The 20,628-nt window shown below is 39.5% G+C and carries 17 protein-coding genes and 1 pseudogene; 8 read left to right on the top strand and 10 right to left on the bottom strand.

Annotated elements, in window-relative coordinates; all coding sequences use genetic code 11:
* Window positions 1–3 precede the first annotated feature (3 nt).
* Window positions 4–1,017, bottom strand: coding sequence for a phosphoribosylformylglycinamidine cyclo-ligase (purM, locus tag PLEUR7319_RS0131145; protein WP_019509161.1), 1,014 nt, complete (start codon window positions 1,015–1,017; stop codon window positions 4–6).
* A gap of 586 nt (window positions 1,018–1,603) precedes the next feature.
* Here purM and PLEUR7319_RS43745 point away from each other — a divergent pair.
* The 4 genes and pseudogenes from PLEUR7319_RS43745 to PLEUR7319_RS0131165 form a co-directional block, all read left to right on the top strand.
* A pseudogene (locus tag PLEUR7319_RS43745) lies at window positions 1,604–1,885 on the top strand (septal ring lytic transglycosylase RlpA family protein); the annotation flags it as partial.
* A 100-nt stretch (window positions 1,886–1,985) separates the two neighbouring features.
* A complete protein-coding gene (locus tag PLEUR7319_RS0131155) occupies window positions 1,986–3,533 on the top strand; it encodes a bifunctional pantoate--beta-alanine ligase/(d)CMP kinase (protein ID WP_019509163.1) in 1,548 nt (515 codons plus the stop codon).
* Between the two features lie 313 nt (window positions 3,534–3,846).
* The gene (locus tag PLEUR7319_RS0131160; RefSeq protein WP_019509164.1) at window positions 3,847–4,707 is read left to right on the top strand and encodes a hypothetical protein; all 861 of its coding nucleotides are present in this window, start codon (window positions 3,847–3,849) and stop codon (window positions 4,705–4,707) included.
* Between the two features lie 63 nt (window positions 4,708–4,770).
* On the top strand, window positions 4,771–5,007 hold the full coding sequence (locus PLEUR7319_RS0131165) for a type II toxin-antitoxin system Phd/YefM family antitoxin (protein ID WP_019509165.1): 237 nt from the start codon (window positions 4,771–4,773) through the stop codon (window positions 5,005–5,007).
* On the opposite strand, the gene ruvA is transcribed toward PLEUR7319_RS0131165, so the two are convergent.
* From ruvA to grpE, 7 genes are all read right to left on the bottom strand, one after another.
* A complete protein-coding gene (gene ruvA / locus PLEUR7319_RS0131170; RefSeq protein WP_019509166.1) occupies window positions 4,993–5,634 on the bottom strand; it encodes a Holliday junction branch migration protein RuvA in 642 nt (213 codons plus the stop codon). The two genes, PLEUR7319_RS0131165 and ruvA, sit on opposite strands and share 15 nt — an antisense overlap.
* A 295-nt stretch (window positions 5,635–5,929) precedes the next feature.
* Window positions 5,930–7,279, bottom strand: a complete 1,350-nt coding sequence (locus PLEUR7319_RS0131175) for an FAD-binding oxidoreductase (protein ID WP_019509167.1) — start codon at window positions 7,277–7,279, stop codon at window positions 5,930–5,932.
* 485 nt (window positions 7,280–7,764) lie between these two features.
* Window positions 7,765–8,856 carry a small ribosomal subunit biogenesis GTPase RsgA gene (gene rsgA / locus PLEUR7319_RS0131180; protein ID WP_036801171.1) on the bottom strand — a complete coding sequence of 364 codons (1,092 nt, stop codon included), beginning with the start codon at window positions 8,854–8,856 and terminating at the stop codon, window positions 7,765–7,767.
* A gap of 56 nt (window positions 8,857–8,912) precedes the next feature.
* Window positions 8,913–9,194: a sulfurtransferase TusA family protein gene (locus PLEUR7319_RS0131185; RefSeq protein WP_019509169.1), complete on the bottom strand. Its 282-nt coding sequence runs from the start codon at window positions 9,192–9,194 to the stop codon at window positions 8,913–8,915.
* A complete protein-coding gene (gene dnaJ, locus PLEUR7319_RS0131190; RefSeq protein WP_019509170.1) occupies window positions 9,191–10,327 on the bottom strand; it encodes a molecular chaperone DnaJ in 1,137 nt (378 codons plus the stop codon). Before dnaJ ends, PLEUR7319_RS0131185 begins: the two co-directional genes overlap by 4 nt.
* Before the next feature lie 161 nt (window positions 10,328–10,488).
* Complete coding sequence (gene dnaK / locus PLEUR7319_RS0131195; protein ID WP_019509171.1) at window positions 10,489–12,489, bottom strand: molecular chaperone DnaK; 2,001 nt, start codon at window positions 12,487–12,489, stop codon at window positions 10,489–10,491.
* 135 nt (window positions 12,490–12,624) lie between these two features.
* Window positions 12,625–13,386, bottom strand: a complete 762-nt coding sequence (gene grpE, locus PLEUR7319_RS0131200) for a nucleotide exchange factor GrpE (protein WP_019509172.1) — start codon at window positions 13,384–13,386, stop codon at window positions 12,625–12,627.
* A 246-nt stretch (window positions 13,387–13,632) separates the two neighbouring features.
* Between grpE and PLEUR7319_RS0131205 the strand changes: the two genes are divergently transcribed.
* From PLEUR7319_RS0131205 to PLEUR7319_RS37315, 4 genes are all read left to right on the top strand, one after another.
* A complete protein-coding gene (locus tag PLEUR7319_RS0131205) occupies window positions 13,633–15,639 on the top strand; it encodes a GspE/PulE family protein (RefSeq protein WP_019509173.1) in 2,007 nt (668 codons plus the stop codon).
* A gap of 48 nt (window positions 15,640–15,687) precedes the next feature.
* A complete protein-coding gene (locus tag PLEUR7319_RS0131210; RefSeq protein ID WP_019509174.1) occupies window positions 15,688–16,797 on the top strand; it encodes a type IV pilus twitching motility protein PilT in 1,110 nt (369 codons plus the stop codon).
* A gap of 71 nt (window positions 16,798–16,868) precedes the next feature.
* Window positions 16,869–18,083: a type II secretion system F family protein gene (locus PLEUR7319_RS0131215; RefSeq protein ID WP_019509175.1), complete on the top strand. Its 1,215-nt coding sequence runs from the start codon at window positions 16,869–16,871 to the stop codon at window positions 18,081–18,083.
* Window positions 18,084–18,103: 20 nt separating this feature from the next.
* Window positions 18,104–18,709 (top strand): hypothetical protein, encoded by a 606-nt coding sequence (locus PLEUR7319_RS37315; protein ID WP_019509176.1) that lies wholly within the window; start codon window positions 18,104–18,106, stop codon window positions 18,707–18,709.
* Between the two features lie 8 nt (window positions 18,710–18,717).
* Here the strand turns inward: PLEUR7319_RS37315 and PLEUR7319_RS0131225 are convergent, their stop codons facing one another.
* Both PLEUR7319_RS0131225 and hpf read right to left on the bottom strand, forming a co-directional pair.
* Window positions 18,718–19,230: a hypothetical protein gene (locus PLEUR7319_RS0131225; protein WP_019509177.1), complete on the bottom strand. Its 513-nt coding sequence runs from the start codon at window positions 19,228–19,230 to the stop codon at window positions 18,718–18,720.
* Between the two features lie 363 nt (window positions 19,231–19,593).
* A complete protein-coding gene (gene hpf / locus PLEUR7319_RS0131230) occupies window positions 19,594–20,202 on the bottom strand; it encodes a ribosome hibernation-promoting factor, HPF/YfiA family (protein ID WP_019509178.1) in 609 nt (202 codons plus the stop codon).
* Window positions 20,203–20,628: the final 426 nt, after the last annotated feature.

The following is a 20,628-nucleotide window of genomic DNA, read 5'->3' on the forward strand; positions in this document are numbered from 1 at the left end:
ACTTTAGCTGCCTTCGGAGCTGGTAACTACATTACCAATTTGATAGCTAGCAATATTTTTATCTTGAAACCATTTGAGAGCTAACTCTGCTTGAGTAGCAGGTACGATTACGACAAAGCCGATACCCATATTGAAAGTATTAAACATTGCTTCCTGTTGCACTTTTCCTGCTTCAGCTAACCAACGAAAAATTGGTGGAATAGTCCAACTATCTAGATCAATTTCTATTGATTGACCTTGATTTAAACAACGGGGGAGGTTTTCTGGTAAACCCCCTCCAGTAATATGAGCCATACTGTGAACTTCTATTTCCGTTGCCAGAAACTCTAAAATTGGTTTGACGTAAATTTGAGTTGGCGTAATCAATTCTGCACCCAAACTCTTCCCATTCAAAATATCGGGAGTGTCTGACCAGGAAAAATCTCCTTGCTCAATAATCTTCCTTACTAAACTAAAGCCATTGCTGTGAATCCCTGAGCTAGCAAGACCAATTGCCACGTCTCCTACCTGCACTCTTGAACCATCCAGAAGTTTAGTCTTTTCGACTACTCCCACACAAAATCCCGCCAAATCGTATTCCCCTAGTTGATAAAAACCAGGCATCTCTGCGGTTTCTCCTCCTAGAAGAGCGCAGCCGCTTAAACGGCAGCCTTGAGCAATACCTTTAACGACCTTACTCAGTTGTTCTGAATTAAGTTTTCCTGTTGCTAAATAATCTAGAAAAAATAGAGGTTCAGCCCCAGAAGTCAAAATATCGTTAACACACATTGCTACTAGATCGATGCCTACTGTATCGTGGCAATCTAATTCCTGAGCAATTTTTAGTTTGGTGCCAACTCCATCCGTACCAGAGACTAAAACTGGTTCTTGATAACCTGATGGCATCTGAAAAAAGCCACCAAATCCTCCTAATCCTCCCAAAACTTCTGGTCTGTTAGTACTTTCAACTTCTTGACGAATTTGAGTGACAAAGGAGCGCCCCGCTTCGACATCAACACCAGCTTCTTTATAGTCCATGAGTATTTTTGCTTAAGTCAAAATAACTACTAAATATAGTGTGAGTGATGTTGTTTAAGAAATTGGCTCAAACAAACTTGATTTGCTCTTAACCGCAATCTCTACAATTTCCTGATAACTTTACCTATCAAAGACTTCTTTGTCTGTCTATGATTATTGAATTTTAGTTCTGGTTAATCACTAATCACCAGAACATTTTACTGATTTTTATGACATTAAAAAGTTGTAATAACTAGTATTTTGTATATTTGTTTGACGAAGTTTATCGAAACTTTAAGATTGATTTAGGTATTTGTACAATTTGCAAATTAACTTTGTCAAACTTAAGATTGGCATTGACAAAAATGAAATACGTTTGACATTTTTGTCGAAATAAAGTGTGAGGATCAAAAAAATGATGATTAACTACCTTAAAAATCAAAATTTTCTAGTTTTATCAGCTCTTTTAGGTATTTTAATTAATATCGGTGGAGTTGCTTCAAAAGCGGAAGCAGTTCCCAACCAAGTTTCCGATAACAAGAGTTTGAAAATCTCAGAGCAGACAATTCCGCTCCGTGAGCAAACCATAATCGCTAATGTTTTTGGTGGGCAGGCATCTTGGTATGGTCCTGGATTCCATGGTCGCCTCACTGCTAGTGGAGAAGTATATAATCAAAACGCTTTGACCGCTGCCCATCCTAGTTTAGGCTTTGGCACGAGAGTAAAAGTGAGAAATCTCAATAATGGCCGCTCTGTTGTCCTCAGGATTAATGATCGTGGTCCCTATGCCCAAGGAAGAGTTATTGATGTATCTGCTGCTGCCGCACAATCCTTAGGTATGATTAGCTCTGGAGTTGCTCCAGTCGAGGTAACTATTTTAGGAAGATAAAAAACCTTGGTAAGCAATGTTTAGTTTTTAGGTAGCAAGCTCATTTAAAATGAGAAATCGACTAACTTTAAACTAAACATTTGCAGGATACGAACCGATTATGGTGCTTTTGTTAAAAACAATTCGAGAATTACGCTCTCAGATCGCGATTCATCGTCAGAAACAGCAATGCCAAGTCGGTTTAGTACCTACTATGGGAGCTTTTCATCAGGGGCATTTGAGTTTAATCAAACGAGCGAGCGCCGAAAATAATTTCGTAATTGTCAGCATCTTTGTAAATCCCCTACAATTTACTCCCACAGAAGATTTAGCTCAGTATCCTCGTCAACTACAGCAAGACCTTGAGCTATGTCAGAAATTAGGAGTCGATCTGGTCTTTGCCCCTGAAAATCAGGAAATGAATAGTAGTGGAGATACCACATCCCTAGACGATAATACTTCTGTGATTCCTCCTCAAAATATGACAGATGTATTGTGTGGTAAATTTCGCCCTGGTCACTTTACAGGGGTTGCTACTATTGTTACCAAACTATTGAATATCCTTCAGCCCGATCGCGCTTATTTTGGACAAAAAGATGCTCAACAGCTAGCAATTATTCGTCGTTTGGTAGCCGACTTAAATATTCCTGTAAAAATTGTTGCTTGTCCCATTATTAGAGAAACATCGGGTTTAGCATTAAGCTCTCGCAATCAGTATCTAACAGCAAGGGAAAAAGAAGATGCTGCCCAAATCTATCGCAGTTTACAACAAGCAGCAACAGCTTTTAATCAAGGGAAGTTAGAAGCTAAAGTTCTAATAGATTTAGTCAAAGAGAAATTAAGTCCCGTTGCAGGGGTTACAATTCAATATGTTGAGTTAGTTGATCCTAATACTCTCCAGCCCCTAGAGCAGATTAAAGATGCTGGATTACTAGCGATCGCAGCTTATGTTGGTTCTACTCGTCTCATAGATAATATTGTGTTGCAAAAACGTCAGCCCATCGTAGCTATTGATGGTCCAGCAGGGGCAGGAAAATCTACAGTTACTCGCCGCGTGGCACATCAACTGGGTTTACTCTATTTAGATACAGGTGCCATGTATCGGGCGGTAACTTGGTTAGTAATGGAATCTAATATTGCTATAGATAATCACGAAGCGATCGCTAACTTAATCAAAAATGTCAGCCTGGAATTAACTTCCCCCACAGCATTTGATCTACCTACTATCGTTTACATTGATGATCGGGAAGTAACCAACGCTATTCGCACTCCAGAAGTTACTGCTAACGTATCGGCGATCGCTGCTCAAGCTGCTGTGCGTCAAAAATTAGTAGAAATGCAGCAGCAATGGGGAGAAAAAGGAGGCATCATTGCTGAAGGTCGAGATATTGGCACTAATGTGTTTCCTAATGCCGAATTAAAAATCTTTTTAACTGCTTCAGCTGCAGAGAGAGCCAGACGAAGATTGCAAGATCTGCAAAACCAAGGACGAAACGATATCGATTTGCAACAGCTTACTCAAGATATTCAACAACGAGATGAGCAGGATAGTAATAGAGCGATCGCACCACTCAAAAAAGCAGATGATGCAATTGAACTAATCACTGATAATCTCACTATCGATGAAGTGATCGCCAAAATTATCAACCTCTACAATCAAATCAAATGATAGCTAGTAAGCTAATCCCCAAGTCACGATAAACCTCCGAATATTCTTGGTTTGTGGGCATAGCTGTTTAGAGTAGAAGCAGTTGGGGAAAGATAGCGAAATTAGAAATGGCGCATGAAATTTGTTGAAATTGGTCGCTTAGAGAAATGAGAGAAATAAGAATTAAAGAAGTATTAGTTATTGATGGCTTTTGCCAATCAACTATCACATTTGGCAAGTGATTTCTGATTACCTAGCTGTATCCATCATTCACTACACTTGAATTATTGCATATACTAAGAATATTTTACGACTACAAATAACAAGAAATAAAATGGCTAAATTCGATCCTAATTTCTACAAAAAGAAAGAAGTAAAGCAATTTAACAAAAAGTCTGCGTTTGCACCAGGATCATTTGTCGCAGCAGCAGCAGTTAAAGTATACGCCATAAGTTTAGAGGAGCTTGCGATATATGCACCCGAAGCTTTTAACCGCTTAAAATACTCAGGTTTACGTAGTGGCGTTCATAGCCCACAAGCGATGCAGCAACTTTTAGAAAAGATACCTGATTCCTCTAGAACGGGTGCTGATGCTGGTTCAGCAGCCATGAATGTCTTAGAGTATCTTCGTGGTAAAGATGCTAGTCACGTAAAATCCTTTGCGAATGGAGGTAGTGACAATCCGAGTAACTTACACTGGGAGGATAAAAGTTTGAATCGCGCTCGTGGAAAGGAAAATATGACTCCCAGCGAGCTAGCAGAATTAAAGTTTGAGAATGCGCTGAAAAATATTGGTGGAGGAATTAAAGCAGGTTTAAAAGCAGCACCTAAAGCCGCAGCATTTGCAGCAGCGGTAAAGCTTCCTCCTGCTGCTTTAAAATATTCTTTGCGCATGAAACGAGGAGAAATTAATTTAGAAGAGGCGGTTATTGAAACAGGCAAAGAAGTTGCTGTAGCTAGTGCAGTTGGAGGTATAGCAGCTGTCCCTATAGTGGCAGTAGCATATTCTGTACCTGCTGTAGGAGCAGCATTAGTAGCAATTAATCCTGCTTTATGGGTAATAGGTGGAGCTACCTTAGCTAATGAAATTTATCAAATCTTGCGACATCATGAACAAGAAATTAAAAAAACTCAAGGCAAAATTCAGCAGCGCACTCAAGAGCAGCTTGATTGGCTTGAACAAAGCTTTGCCTAGAATTCAATGTTATGGAGTTTAGGCACTTTTATATTACTGCTATATATGTGACTAGAATTATAAATGAATATTTCTAAAAGTAAGCTCCAAAGTAAACTACTGGAAATTTTGAGATTAGTTGAGTCTGATAATCAGGAAATTATTGTGACAGATCGTGGTAGACTCGTAGCCAAAATCTCGAAGTTCAGTGAAGTACCTCCGACTGAAGAGTTATTTAAAGATCTACGAGGCAAAATCAAATACTTTGAAGATCTAACTGCCAGCACAACCGAAGAATGGGGTGAGTTACTCTCCGCTTAGCCAAGCGATCGCACTTCTAATCCATTCTTCCGCACTAGAATTTTTAAGTAATTGCTCATCTTGACACAGAGCAGTTAAAACTTGTTCAATTTCCTCATTGGAATAGCCCAAGGCTAATAAAGTCATTTCTAAGTCTTCTTTAATTTCAGGTTGAGGAGCAAATACAGCTTGCGGTTGTTGAACTTCCACTCCAGATAGTTTATGCCACTGAGCCAGTTTAGTCTTTAATTCTAGAGCAATTCGTTCAGCAGTTTTTTTGCCAACCCCAGGAGTTTTAGTCAGAGTAGGAATATTACTAGTGACAATTGCACTAACCAACTCGGAAATTCCCAAAGTATCAATTAAAGCGATCGCTAACTGCATGCCGATTCCACTTACTGCTACTAACTGACGAAATAAATCTCGTTCTGCTGCTGAGGGAAACCCATACAGAATCTGTTTATCTTCCTGTATCTGTAGATGAGTAAAAATTTGGATTGGTTGATTTTCCCCTTCGTCTAACTGTCGGGCAAAACGCGAGTAAATCTGCATTTCATAACCGATATCATTAACTTCTAAAATCAGAAAGAGACGATTTTGAGTAGTTTTAACAATTTCTACTTTTTTACCCTTCAGGTAACTAATCATACTAAATCCTGTTGGTGTAGGTTACTTTAATAAACAAAGTAATAAGTAATAAGTAATAAGTAACAAGTATTGGTTACTACCCTAGTCTTCCAGTTTCCTAGTCAGCCTACATAAACTCTGTCAATCGGATTTAGTATCATAGGGCTGATGTCAGTCTAGACTTTACTAAGTTAATCTGAGTTCGGAATTCGGAATTCCGAATTTAGAGTTAGGAGTTATTGTTTGTTAATTTCCTAATCTCCAATCCTTACTTTCTGAAACTAATAACTTCTGTACCTCATGAGTCTTAGAATTACTATAAGCTACTTTCAACAGGTTTTTGGTAGCCACGCATTTTTCCTGGATTTAATAAACCATAAGGATCGATTTTTTGTTTAAAAGCTACTTTTTGCGGATCGATTTGCTTATTGCCACCATCTTCAATTGTAAATACATGGGGATTAGCAATAAATGCCCCTTCTACTTCGCGATCGCGTATGATTTCATTCAACCTTGCTTCGGTGGTATAGCGAATGAGTTGCAGCCCCGCAGGAACAGCCTTATCTCCCGCACGGAGAAATTCTAGATGAATCATAATCTCATCACCTGCTTGTTGATACAGTTTCTCCAGCCTTTCTAAGGTAAAGTAAAAGGTCTGTAAATAAGTTAAATTGGTATCTACATTACGAGCATGCAAGGTAGTATGATTCCAAGTGAACTCTAATAAACTAGTGCCTTTTAGGGCTTCAGATGCACTTTTGCTGTAAGTTATTTCTCCCTGATATTCTTTAACTAAATCTTGAAAAGGGGCAAAATCATATTCTGATACCATGAGCAGAGCGCAGTGTTTTCCCTGAGGTAGATAGTTTTGCAGTGCAGTAAAGTATCTGGGAATAGGATCGGCATGAATACTAACTAATTTTTTGACAATACCACCGCTATCGCTAAGAGCCTGTCCAAATTTGGCAGCAGTCATAAAGTCATCAAAGACAGCAATCACCTCTTGCCAAGGATAAGCAGGGGCTAAAGAAATTTCTAATTCGGTTATAATTCCTGTCGTTCCATAGGCGTGAAGGACGTTTTTAACCTCGTCTCCCTGTAATTCTATGACTTGTGGTTGTTCTTCCATAGTCACTATACGCACTCGTCTCAGATTACCGCGATCGCTAATTTGTCCATAGTTAACAGAACCCATCCCCACACTACCGCCACCGACAAAGCCTCCAATAGTAGCTGTACGGTAGGTAGAAGGAGCCATGCGTAATTCCCAGCCTATTTCTCGGGCTTTTTTATCAAAGGCTGCCATTTTGACTCCTGGTTCCACGCAAGCTATTCCAGGTTTTAACCATTTAATCTGGTTCATTTTACTGATATCGAGAATGATTCCCCCTTCTAAAGGGATACATTGACCATAATTACCAGTACCTGCGCCCCTTACAGTTAAGGGAAGTTTATACTTAACGCAAAGCCTTGCAATTTGTAGTACTTCTGCTTCTGTAGTGGGAAAAACAGCTAAATCACCGCGTTTATTTTGTAATTTATCCGTCAGAATCGGGCTGAAGTGATAATAATCTAAAGATAACTTAGTTAGGCGATCGCGATCGCTAGTGGTTTCGATTCCTGCTAGTTCCCGAACAACAGTCTGGTAATTTATATCGGTATTCATTACTTTGACTCCTGACCTATGACTTCCGTGCAATGGTATTAGTTATTTAACATACAGCCAATTCCTGTAATTTTTCGTAAGCATAAATAAAAAAAATACTGCTAGCCAAGTAACTTTAATTAACTAACAGTAATAAAATCCTTTATATCTGTACCTTAAAGCACGATATAGACTAATTTTAGTTTGTTTTCAGTTTATACTCAAATTTACTCTATTTATTTGGTTATATAATGATGACAATTTAATTTTCCCTTTTTATTAATTCTGCTCTGATAATCTACAATTAGGCGATGATTCTATTGACCAAGGATTTTTCTATAAATGATTTTTTAGCAATCGAACTATAGTTTAGTTAGTAGGATACTAAAAATTGGTTCAAAGGGAACAGAAAATGTCTCGATCTTTGCTTTGACTTCTATATAATTATTCTCAATTTATATCCATAGTCTCAGATTAATGTGTAAGCCGCTGAATCCATAAACTCCCTACAATTGATCTTCAATTTCTTCTCTCAATTGTTGTTCGTATATATTTTGAAGATTTTGATGTTTAGTTTTGCGGGAGGTACGGCGATATTTTTTTGTTTGTAATTTAGGCTCGTATTGGCTCCTACCTGACCGTTTGACCTTCAATTTCACACTTGATTCTTCATCGGGTTGTTGTTGCATTGATTCCTGATAGGCGATCGCTTTATCTAAGAAATCAAGATAATATTCATATCTCTCCCAATCCCCTCTAACTACACAGTTCGGTTCGTCTCGATGCAAGCAATCGCTAAACTGGCAGTTTCCTGCTTGTAACTTAGCTTTGGCTTCAGGAAAATACTGTGCTAATTCAGCAGGAAGATAGTCTAAATCCGGTTGATTAAACCCGGGACTATCTGCTAAGAGACCACCCTCAGGAAGCTCAAACAACTCTACGTGACGGGTAGTGTGACGACCCCGTTGTAACTTGCCTGATACCTCGCCTACCCGTAGGTTTATTTCTGGAATCAGAGCATCGATTAAGCTAGATTTACCTACCCCACTAGGTCCTGCTACGACGGTAATATGACCTTTCAATCGCTCTAATAAATTACTGATGCCCAATTGTTGTTTAACGCTAATAAAACTTGCTTGATAACCCCATTGCGTCAGACGTTGTTCCCACTGTTGTCGTCGCGCTTCTGTAATCAAATCACATTTATTCAGACATAAATACAGTTTGAGGGAGGTAGATTCTGCCTTAACTAAAAAACGGCTTAGTTGCCATGGATCTAAAGGAGGTTCTTCGACCGCAAACACCAACAAAATACAATTAGCGTTAGCTATTAGCGGACGCTGTAACTCCGTGGAACGTGGTAAGACTTCAGCAATCGCTCCTCTAGCATCTTGCCAATCTGGTTCTTCAATTAATACGCGATCGCCTACCATCACTTTTTGTCCAATTTTTTTGAGGCGAGTACGTCGAGTACAGAGCAAATACTCTGTATCTAAGTTTGTTTTTAGCTTTACCTGATAAAAGTTAGCCTGAACAGCAACCACTGTGCCCAATATTTGGCTATTTTGTGACTTATTCAAAGCGTAATTGCTTTTAATGAGCTGACCTTGAGAATCGCTGTTTAATTCTTCTGCACCTGTCAAATTTAACTCCCTCAAGATTTGGCAGGACGGCGAACTAACAAACAAAAGTAGTCTTGACGGTCATCTATGTTTTCTAACTGATAGCCTTCCATAATGAGGCTGTTTGGTACTTGTTCAATTGGTTCTCCAGGATCGAGCCAGACTTCTAATAAAGAGCCAGCAGGCATTTGCTCCAGGCGTAACTTAGTGCGGACAAAATTAATGGGGCAGGGAGTACCACGTAGATCTAAATGAGCATCGGCAAGATTGGAGGTAGAATTATCCGTACCTTGATACGAGTCAGCAGAGGTCATTTTTGAAATAAACCTCCCAAAAATCCTTCCTTGTTTCCTTTTCCGGTAACTTCTCCTCTGACAGCAGCTAATTTTTCCAGTAACTCTCTTTCTTCGGAGTTGACTCGGGTTGGAATGTTGACTTTAACTGAGATCAAGTGATTACCACGGCTAACAGGATTACCTAACTTAGGAACACCTTTATTTTCTAAAGTAAGTACTGTATTGGGTTGAGTTCCCGCAGGAATAGTTAACTCTTCTTTGCCATCAACTGTATTTATACTTAGACTACAGCCCAAAATTGCTTGTAAATAGCTAACAGAAATTTCAGATTTAATGTTAATTCCTTCTCGGGTAAATTCTTTATCAGTCTCAACAAATAAATAGACGTATAAATCTCCTGGCGTACCTCCGCGAACTCCCGCATCTCCTTCAGAGGAAACTCTAAGGCGGGTACCATTATCTACTCCAGGAGGAATAGTAATTTTGAGTTTTTTAGTTTCTTGTTGACGACCGGCACCATGACAAGTACCGCATTTATCTTCAATGACCTGTCCTGTACCATTACAGGTAGTACAAGCTGATACCTGAGCAAAACTTCCAAAGGGAGTACGGGTTGCACGACGCACTTGACCACTGCCACTACAGACACTACAGGTTTTAACTCCTGTACCTGGTTTGGCTCCTGTACCGTTGCAGGTTTGGCAAGATTCTAGGTGAGGAATTCTAATTTGCTTCTCGCCACCAAACACAGCTTCTCGAAAATCCAATTTTAAGTCTAGTCTTAGATCATCCCCTCTAACGGGCCCATTTCGACGACGAGATTGGCTAGCTCCAGTACCAACACCCCCGCCAAATCCGCTAAAAATAGTTTCGAATATATCAGCGAAACCGCCCATATCACCATAATCAAATCCCGAGCCTCCTGCTGCACCGGCTACGCCAGCTTCACCAAAGCGGTCATACCTGGCGCGAGTTTCTGGCTCAGAAAGAACTTCATAAGCACGATTAATTTCTTTGAATTTTTCCTCAGCCCCCGCTTCTTTATTGACATCGGGATGATATTTACGAGCTAGACGACGATAAGCACGCTTTAATTCATCTTTATCTACATCGCGGGATACGCCCAGAATTTGATAGTAGTCCCCTGCCATAAAATCTTAATTTTTTCCTATGGTTTGTTGATTTACTTTAGCAAAATCAGAACCAGAAAATATAGTACGGTTACTACTAAGAAATAATTTTCTTAATATAGCCAATCCCAACTTTCTGAGACACTGATCAAAAATTTGACGGTTCACAGTCTAAGTTTATATTAATCAACTGTTTCATAATCATCAAATGATGTCTCATCATCTAAGCCTAAATCAGCTCCACCTTCAACTTTGGCATCGTTAGAAACACTTACTACAGCTTTAACGCTATTATCTTGCTCCATATCCATTTGGGTTGCGGCTTCGGCTAAATCATCATCATCGAACAAAAAGGCATCATCCACATCTGAATTCTTTTGTTGGTAAACATCAGTACCAATTTCTAGCAAGGTTTGACGTAAAGTATCCAAAATACCGCTAATTTCTTTAATGCTTGTATGAGGACTATTACAAGCTATCTTAAATTCTTCTTTGATCCGAGCTATTTTGGCCTTAAGCTCATCGCGAATTAAATCACCTTGTTCGTTGAGAGTTGATTCGTAGTTATAAATTAAATTCTCGGCTTGGTTTTTCAAGTTTACTAGTTCAATGTTACGACGATCTTGCTCAGCATAGTTTTCCGCTTCTTGTCGCATCCGCTCAACTTCATTCGAGCTTAATCCTCCAGTATTACTAATAGTAATACTTTGCTGTTTTCCAGTACCTTTGTCTTGAGCCGAAACCTGCAAAATTCCGTTAACATCAATTTCAAAGGAAACTTCAATTTGGGGCATCCCTCTCGGTGCTACCGGAATTCCTGTGAGCAAGAATTTACCCAAACTTTTATTGTCTTTTGCCATCGCTCTTTCTCCTTGAAGAGCATGAATCTCGACACTTGTTTGACCATCGGCGGCAGTAGAAAAAACTTGTGATTTACTGGTAGGTACAGTGGTATTTTTTTCAATGATTTTGGTAAACACTTCACCCAAAGTTTCAATGCCTAAAGATAAGGGTGTAATATCTAATAGCAAGACATCTTCTACTTCACCGCCCAAAACTCCAGCTTGAATTGCAGCTCCAGCAGCTACAGCTTCATCAGGATTAACTGAACGGTCTATTTGCATCCCGTCAAAAATCGTCTGAATTGCTTCTTGTACTGCCGGAATACGGGTTGAACCTCCCACGAGAATAATACGGTCTATTTCAGTAGGTTTTAAACCCGCATCCTTCAGAGCTAATTTGACAGGCTCTAGAGTTTTCTGAATCAAAGATTTGGCCAACTCTTCAAATTTTGCCCGACTCAATTCCAATTCTATATGCTTGGGACCAGTTTCATCAGCAGTGATAAATGGCAGATTGATCGAAGTTGTAGGAGCAACAGAAAGTTCTATTTTGGCTTTTTCTGAGGCTTCACGCATACGCTGCAATGCCATTTTATCGGTTCTTAAGTCAATTTCTTCCTGAGTATAAAAAGTTTTAATCATCCAACGTACTATGACATTATCAAAGTCATCACCACCAAGATGGTTATTTCCAGCTGTTGCCTTAACTTCAAAAACACCATTTCCTAATTGGAGGATAGAAACATCAAAAGTACCGCCTCCCAAGTCAAAGACTAAAATATGTTCCTCTTGATCCTGTTTATCCAAACCATAAGCAAGGGCAGCAGCAGTCGGCTCGTTAACGATACGTAACACTTCCAAACCAGCAATCGTACCAGCATCTTTAGTTGCCTGCCGTTGGGCATCAGTAAAATAAGCTGGAACAGTAATCACTGCCTCAGTTACTGGTTCGCCTAAAAAGCTCTCAGCATCAGCTTTGAGCTTTTGTAGAATCATCGCTGAAATCTCTTGAGGGGTATATTGTCGGTCATTAATCTTGACATCGACAGTATCATCCCGACCAGAAACACATTTGTATGGAGTACGAGAACGCTCTTCTTCTGTATCTTCCCAGCGACGACCAATAAAACGCTTAATGCTGTGGACAGTATTTTGAGCGTTAGTAACTGATTGTCTTTTTGCTAATTGACCAACTAAACGAGTATCACCCTTGGCAAATGCCACCATACTTGGAGTTGTTCTCGCACCTTCAGAATTGGCAATTATGACAGGCTTACCCCCTTCAAGCACAGAAACACAACTGTTGGTAGTTCCCAGATCAATACCGATAACTTTTGCCATAGTGGTTAGGCAGTAACTTTAAATTAATCTATAAATTACAGAAGTTGACAGCAAAAATCTGAATAGCAATCGGCATCGTTCTATGCCGATGTAATATATTTCTAGATAATCCCAAATCCTAAGCTAGTTTTAAATTTAGGATTCTGTATTTTCATTTTCCTGCTGATCTTGTTCCGTCTTTTTCTCTTCCGAAGTTATCACAGGTTCTTTGGGAACAGCAACTTTAACCATGGCATGACGTAAGATTGTATCTCCCAAAACATACCCTCTCATTAGCTGCTCGATTACTGTTCCCTCGGGATACTCGTCAGTTTGCTCTCGTAACATTGCCTCATGAAAATTGGGATCAAATTCTTCTCCCTCAGGTCGCATCGCCGATACTCCCATTTTTTTGAGACAATCTACCAAGGTTTTGTAGACTCCCTGATAACTGCCATGAATTGCTTTTTCCCCCTCGGTCTCTGGTTTGAGTTGAGTTCTGGCTCGCTCAAAATTATCGACAACTGGTAGTAAATCGGTTATTACATTTTTTTTAGCTTGTACTTCTAAATTTTCCTTCTCTTTAGTTGTTCTGCGGCGAAAATTTTCAAAATCTGCTGCTAGTCGAGTGTACTGTGCTTTAGTTAGCTCAGCTTGTTCACTTTTTTCGTCTAAAAGCTTTTTGAGATTGGCGTTTTCCTGTTGAAAAGCAGCAAAAATCTCCTCATTCTCAGGAGAATTTGTACCATCATCTTCTATTTCTAAATTAGCTTCTGTAGATTGTGATTCATCTACGGTAGATTCTTCAGTAGCCTCAGTCGATTCCGCTCCAGAATCGTTGATATCTACGGGACCGTCAGAAGTATTTATTTCTGGGTTCTGGTCAATGATTTCTGGTTGTTTCTGCTCTTCAGTCATCGGAATGTCGATCCCTCCATATACAAAATCAGTTACTTACCTGAAAAGTAATCATACTTTTAAAGTCATCATAAATAACTTTTTGCCGAACTATCAATTTGCCGCTAATCAAATGTAGCACTTTGCGGTGCGATTCCTCGTCTCAACGCAAGAAATAATGATTTTGTTAGTTTCAGTTGAAATTTTAATAAAACTTTGGGGAACACTAAATAACGTGACTGAGATGTTTTACCTTTTTATGGCTTTATGGCTTATTCTTCTTCTTCTAAAAGAACTCGGGCGATCGCTTTACGTAACAATTTATCCCCTTTTGGCAATCAATTGGTGCAAAAGGGATTTATTGATGGCGACAAAATGCAGAAGGCTCTAGCTGAAAGCCGTAAAACTGGTCGTTCTTTGGTAGATGTGATCGAATCAGCTACAGGCAAGCAGCTGCCACCAGACTTATTACTTCAGTATAAGAAACATCATCTATTTGAGCTCAAAGTTCTTTATGGAGTCGAATCTATTGATCCGGAAATAGATAGTGATCAATTGAGCGGCGATCAGATGGAGGAATTAATTAATTCTTTAATTCCTCTGGATATTTGTCGTCGCTATCGATTGATCCCGTTAAGAAAAGAATCGGGTGAAACACCGGTTTTAGTGGTGGCAATGGTAGACCCCGAAAATTTGGAGGCACAGGATGATCTCAACCGCATCCTCAGACCTAAGGGAATTAATGTTAAACGGCAAGTTATTACTCAAGCCGACTACCAAAGACTAATCGATCAATTTTTAGACGAGCAAGTTAAAAAGGAAACTGCCAAGAAAAAAGAAGTCAATGTTGACGTTTCTCTAGAATTAGACAATTTTGATTTCAACTTAGAAGAGGCAGACGATGAAATTGCCGATGACTTAGGTGCAGCTAACGAAGCTCAAGCAGCACCAATTATTACTCTGGTGAACAAAATACTGGCAAAAGCTTTACAAGACGGAATATCTGATATTCATGTTGAACCTCAAGAAGAAGGATTGAAAATTCGTTATCGCAAGGACGGAGTTTTACAACAACCCTTCGATTCTATGCCCAAAAAGATTATTCCTGCTGTGGTTGCTCGTTTCAAGATCATGGCTGAGCTAGATATTGCTGAAAAACGCTTACCCCAAGATGGTAAGATACGCCGCATGTTTCAGGGTAGAAAGGTAGATTTTCGAGTGAACACTCTACCCAGTCGCTACGGAGAAAAAGTTGTACTCAGGATTTTAGATAACTCAGCTACTCAGTTGGGTTTGGATAAGCTTATTTCCCACGAGCCAACTCTAGAGATTGTTAGAGATATGGCCAAACGTCCTTTTGGAATTATTTTGGTAACTGGTCCGACAGGTTCAGGTAAATCTACTACTCTCTATTCGGTATTAGCCGAAAGAAATAGTCCTGACATTAACATTAGTACAGCTGAAGATCCCATTGAATATTCTCTGGACGGTATTACCCAAGTACAGGTAATTCGTGAAAAAGGCATGGACTTTGCCTCAATTCTCAGAGCTTTTCTCAGACAAGACCCTGATGTGATTCTAGTAGGTGAGACGAGGGACTCGGAAACTGCTAAAACAGCAATTGAAGCTGCACTGACTGGTCACTTGGTATTAACTACTCTTCACACCAATGACGCAGCAGGAGCGATCGCTCGTCTGGATGAAATGGGGGTAGAACCATTTATGATTTCGGGGGCCTTGGTAGGAGTATTGGCTCAAAGACTAATGCGCCGAGTTTGTAGCGATTGTCGCATTGCCTACAATCCTAGCCGTGAAGAGTTATCTAGGTTTGGGTTATCGGCTTCAGTGGAAGAAGAAGTGATCTTTTATAAAGCCAATAAATTGGATGTGGAGCAACTCTCTCAAGCTAAAAGCAATGGCTCTATTTGTTCCAAGTGTAATGGAGTTGGCTATAAGGGTCGAGTTGGGGTTTACGAGGTCATGCGTAATTCGGAAAAGTTACAGACTTTGATTAACGAGGGAGCAAATACCGATCGCATCAAAGAAACGGCAGTAGAAGAAGGGATGATCACGATCTTGGCCTATAGCTTGAACTTAGTTAAAGAAGGTCATACCACCCTGGAAGAAGTAGAACGGGTAACCTTTACCGATTCGGGTTTGGAAGCTGAATTAAAAGCTAAGCGTAAAAGTGGCTTAACTTGTCGTACTTGTAGTGCAGAATTACAACCTGAATGGCTGGATTGTCCCTACTGTATGACTCCTCGCTTTAGTTAATAAGTAAGTATGTCTGCATTTAAATATCTATTTTAAGAGGCAAAAATTATGGATTTAATGATTGAAGATTTGATGGAACAATTGGTGGAAATGGGTGGCTCCGATATGCATATCCAGGGTGGTTCCCCAGTCTATTTTCGTATTAGCGGGAAATTGACTCCTATCGGTGAAGAACTTACGCCCCAAGAGTGTCAAAGGCTCATTTTCAGTATGCTCAATAATAATCAAAGAAAAGAATTAGAGCAACATTGGGAATTAGATTGTTCCTACGGAGTCAAAGGATTAGCCCGTTTTCGGGTCAATGTCTACAAAGAAAGAGGCTGTTATGCCGCTTGTTTACGGGCATTGTCCTCCAAAATTCCCAACTTCGATCAGTTAGGCTTGCCCGATGTAGTCAAGAGGATTACAGAAAGACCGAGGGGTCTAGTTTTAGTTACGGGACCGACCGGTTCAGGTAAAACCACAACTTTGGCGGCGATGTTGGATTTAATCAATCGCACCCGAGCCGAGCATATTCTCACGGTCGAAGACCCAATTGAATATGTTTTTGACAATGTTAAAAGTTTATTTCATCAACGACAGAAAGGGGAAGATACCAAAAGCTTTGCTAATGCCCTCAAGGCAGCATTGCGGGAAGACCCAGATATTATCTTGGTCGGGGAAATGCGGGATTTGGAAACAATTTCTCTGGCAATTTCCGCAGCAGAAACAGGTCACTTGGTCTTTGGCACGCTTCACACCAACTCTGCTTCAGGCACTGTAGATCGGATGATTGATGTTTTTCCCGCTGGTCAACAAGCGCAAATTAGAGCTATGCTATCTAATTCTCTAATTGCGGTCTTTAGTCAAACCTTAGTTAAAAAGAAAAATCCTAAACCTGGAGAGTTTGGCAGGGTGATGGCCCAGGAAATCATGATCGTTACGCCAGCGATCGCCAATTTAATCCGTGAAGGTAAAGCTTCTCAAGTGTATTCCGCAATTCAAACAGGAGCCAAAATGGATATGCAGACCATGGAACAAGCGTTAGCCGACTTAATTAAAAAAGGCATGGTCAGTATGGAAGAGGGAATTGCTAAAAGTTCCAGACCCGATGAGTTACAGCGTCTTGCTGGTGCCGCTGCTGGGATGGGTCTGGCAGCCAATGCCAAGCGTCGTTAACTAACAACTATTTAACTTAACTAATTGAACTAGTTTTTTGCTTACAACTCAATTAAATTATTGGTTTATATATGTCTGTATTCGTAGCAAAGGTCAAAGATCATTCTGGCAAAGTTTTCAAAGAAAAAATTGAAGCTGCTTCTGCTGAACAAGCTCGTCTAGTACTAAAAAATAGATACGTAGCTGTTGGTAAAGTTAATAAATCTAGTTTTGAAATCGATCTGTCTCAATTAGAATTAGCCTTAGCGAAAGTAACTGTTAAAGATAAAGCAGTCTTCTCACGGCAATTTTCTGTAATGGTTAATGCTGGAGTGGCGATTATTCGAGCTTTAGGTATCCTGGCAGATCAAGCGCCCAATCCCAAACTTAAAAAAGCTTTATTAGCCATTAGTGCTGAGGTGCAACAGGGTACAAGTCTATCAGAATCAATGACTAAGCACCCTGAATGTTTTAATGATTTATACGTCTATATGGTTGAAGCTGGGGAGGCTGGTGGGGTACTTGACGAAGTGCTAATGCGACTTTCTAAATTGCTGGAAGACATGGCCAAGTTACAAAATCAAATTAAATCAGCCATGGCTTATCCTGTGACAGTGGGAATTTTTGCTGTAATTGCCTTTTTGGGCATGACAATATTTCTAATTCCAGTTTTCGGGGGAATTTTTGAGCAGTTAGGGGCAGAATTACCATTACTTACTCGAACTATGCTAACGATTAGTGGCATACTTCGTAGTTGGAAAGTATTAATCCCGATTGTCGGTTTTGTCGTAGTCAGTTTTTTAATTCGCACCTACTATAAAACCCCCGCCGGTCGTTTACAAATTGATGGCTTTATGTTGAAAATGCCGTTGTTTGGTGATCTGAATGAAAAAATCGCTGTAGCTCGTTTTTGTCGTGTTTTTGGGACTTTAACTCGTTCGGGCGTCCCTGTATTGCAGTGTTTTGATATTGTCTGTAATACCATTGGTAATCAGGTGATTATCAACGCTGTGATGGCTGCTAAACAAGACATTCAACAAGGTGGAATGATCTCCTTAGCAATCCAAAAAGAAAATGTTTTTCCTGCCTTGGCGATTCAAATGATCAGTATTGGGGAAGAAACAGGAGAATTGGACGGCATGATGGAGAAAGTTGCCGACTTTTATGAAGATGAAGTAGAACAGGCAGTTAAAGCTCTGACCAGCATGATTGAACCGATAATGATGGTGGGTATTGCTCTAATGGTCGGTACAATTCTACTTTCAATGTACTTACCAATGTTCTCTATCTTCGACCAGTTAGCCTAATTTTGGAGAGCGATCACCTCATGCCTGTCAAAAAAACTGATTATGAAACTCTACTGGCAGAATATAGCATTCGTAGTGGGGCGATCGCTTTACTCAAGCAATATCGTCCCTATCTAGAGGCATTACCCAGTATTCGTCGACCAGAACAAAGTTTAATTACTATTCCTCTTCCTGTAGTCCGCATTCGCCGACCAGAGTTAGAATTGAAAAATCCTCTGCAACCTAAAACGACCCGCATTGCTACTTCTCTTCCCTGCGACTTAGGTATTTTGATGTGTGATCCTGAGTGGAAAATCAAAATGGGTGCAGAAATCATCGTTTTTATTCATCGTCCAGAAGAAGATTTTTCGGATCTAATTAATCGTTGGCGACAAACCCAGGTTTATCTAGATCGAGATTATGAATGGTTGATGCCTCCCAAGGAACAGCATATGTTTAGCGAAGCAGCCGAAGAAATTAATCCCTTATTTGTTGTTTTTGAGGAGACGAGCGATCGCATCAAGCAAGGTTTAGCTGGAGCTGGGTTTCCCTTTATTGTGCAATCTCTCAATTATTCAGTAGAGTCGGAGATTATTGACCATGAATGTAGACTCTCTCCTCACGATCAATATCCACATGACCAGTAAATTTTAGATTAAACTTCAGCCATGACTTTCTTCATATTACGATGATTTTCTAATCCCTCATCAATTTCAAAATCTTCTAAATTCAAAATCTCCAGATTTAAAATTTCTCCCTGTTCTAAGATTTGCTTTCTGATCTGCTGCGCCTTTTTCCTATCTTTTGCTTCTTCGATTGGATCAAATTTCTTAATCAGCCAAGTTGACTGTTTCTCTAGCTTGCCATCCTTATTCTTCACGTGAATGCTGCTATAGCGGATAAACTTATATCGCTCGTATTTATATCCTGTTCTCGGTGGTTTAAAGCCGATTAATTCACAAATTTCTTTATCGGTTAATGTCTCGTTAGATTTTGCGTAAATCTCGAATAGGGCATAAGCTTGAATGCGTTCATTGGATGCGATCGCATCTAAGGCATTGCGCCTAATGATTTCCATATCGAGAATTGCTGGGAAATCAGTATCGTATTTATCTGGTTTGTTATTTAAGTTTTGGACAGTTACAGAGCTAATTTGAGTTTCTTTCATAGGACAAGAGCTTTTTTTGAAGCTACGGCAATCCTAGATGAAATTTAGAGAAAAGGTATTGTTGCAAGTTGTTTAGATACGGTAATACCCTGCGAGTTATTAACTCAACTCATTAAGGTACATCTCCACAAGTTAATCCCTATCGCTCCCTCAAACAAAAGAGAACTGCCGTAACAATATAGGTCCCCCTAAGCAAACAGTTTTTTTAGTTCGCGGGGATCATCATCTTATATCTTGATTTAAGACAGTTCCAGCTAAATCATTTAATTCTTAATAATTCATTTCATAGTAGCTTAGAGGCATTAGTGATTGGCTCTAAGCTACGAATCAAAGTTTCTTCAGATTTATAAGGAAGGAAATTGATTAATGAGGATAATTACCTTGACGGGCATTGCTATCTGAACGAGGCTGAATTACTCCATAACCGCCATGATTACGAACGTAGATAACGTTGATTTCCCCTGTTTCGCTATTGTGAAACATGTAAAAGTCGTGATCGATAAGCTGAAGCTGTTCGAGGGCTTCTGAAGTAGTCATTGGTGGCATAGTAAAATACTTAGTTCTAACTACTGCTGCGGGTAACTCAGGATCTCGGTCGCTATCTAGTTCTTCTGTTTCTACTAAATCTTCTTCAATTATTTCATCTGTGCGTACAAAAGAGTGAGTCTTTTTGGCAAGATGCTTTTCTTTATATTTGCGTAACTGACGGGCAATTTTATCAGCAACCATATCGATACTTGCATAGAGATTCTCACTTCCTTCTTGAGCCCGAATTACTGTCCCATTGGCAAATACCGTCACCTCAGCCTTATGTTTTCTTTCGATCCGAGAATTGCGAGCTACAGATAAATGAACATCTACTTTGCTAGTTATATTTTGAAAATGTTTAACTGCCTTTTCTAATTTTTGTTCAACGTAATCATGAATCGATTCTGTTACTGCAATATTATTTCCTTGGATCAAAAGCTTCATACTTGTTACTCCATACAATACAGTTGAAAAGCCAAGAAAAAAGCTAATACAATGCTGCTCCTAAATTGTAGTAAGATATACAAGTCTTCTAATCTGAAAAACCAACTCTTTTAAAGAACTTTTAGTAGCTAATACTACTTTTTTCGATCTAGTAATGCATTTGTAAAATCATCATTCTTTAGGTACTGTAAAATCTGACTACACTTCATAGAGCGCGCCATAGTCTTCATTAGAGTTGAATAAAAACACCTCCTACCCAAACAATTATGAATGATCAATTAAACTGATTAGGTTGAAATTAGACTTGTGTTAATTGAAAACTTACTGAATTTAGATATTTATATTTGAGATAGTTTGCAGTTATATTTGTTCCTTGCAATTTCCTCAAGCAATAGCTTTTTTCTTAATAGCTTTATAGTTATAAGA

The sequence above is a fragment of the Pleurocapsa sp. PCC 7319 genome, assembly GCF_000332195.1.
In the GTDB taxonomy this organism is placed as follows: domain Bacteria; phylum Cyanobacteriota; class Cyanobacteriia; order Cyanobacteriales; family Xenococcaceae; genus Waterburya.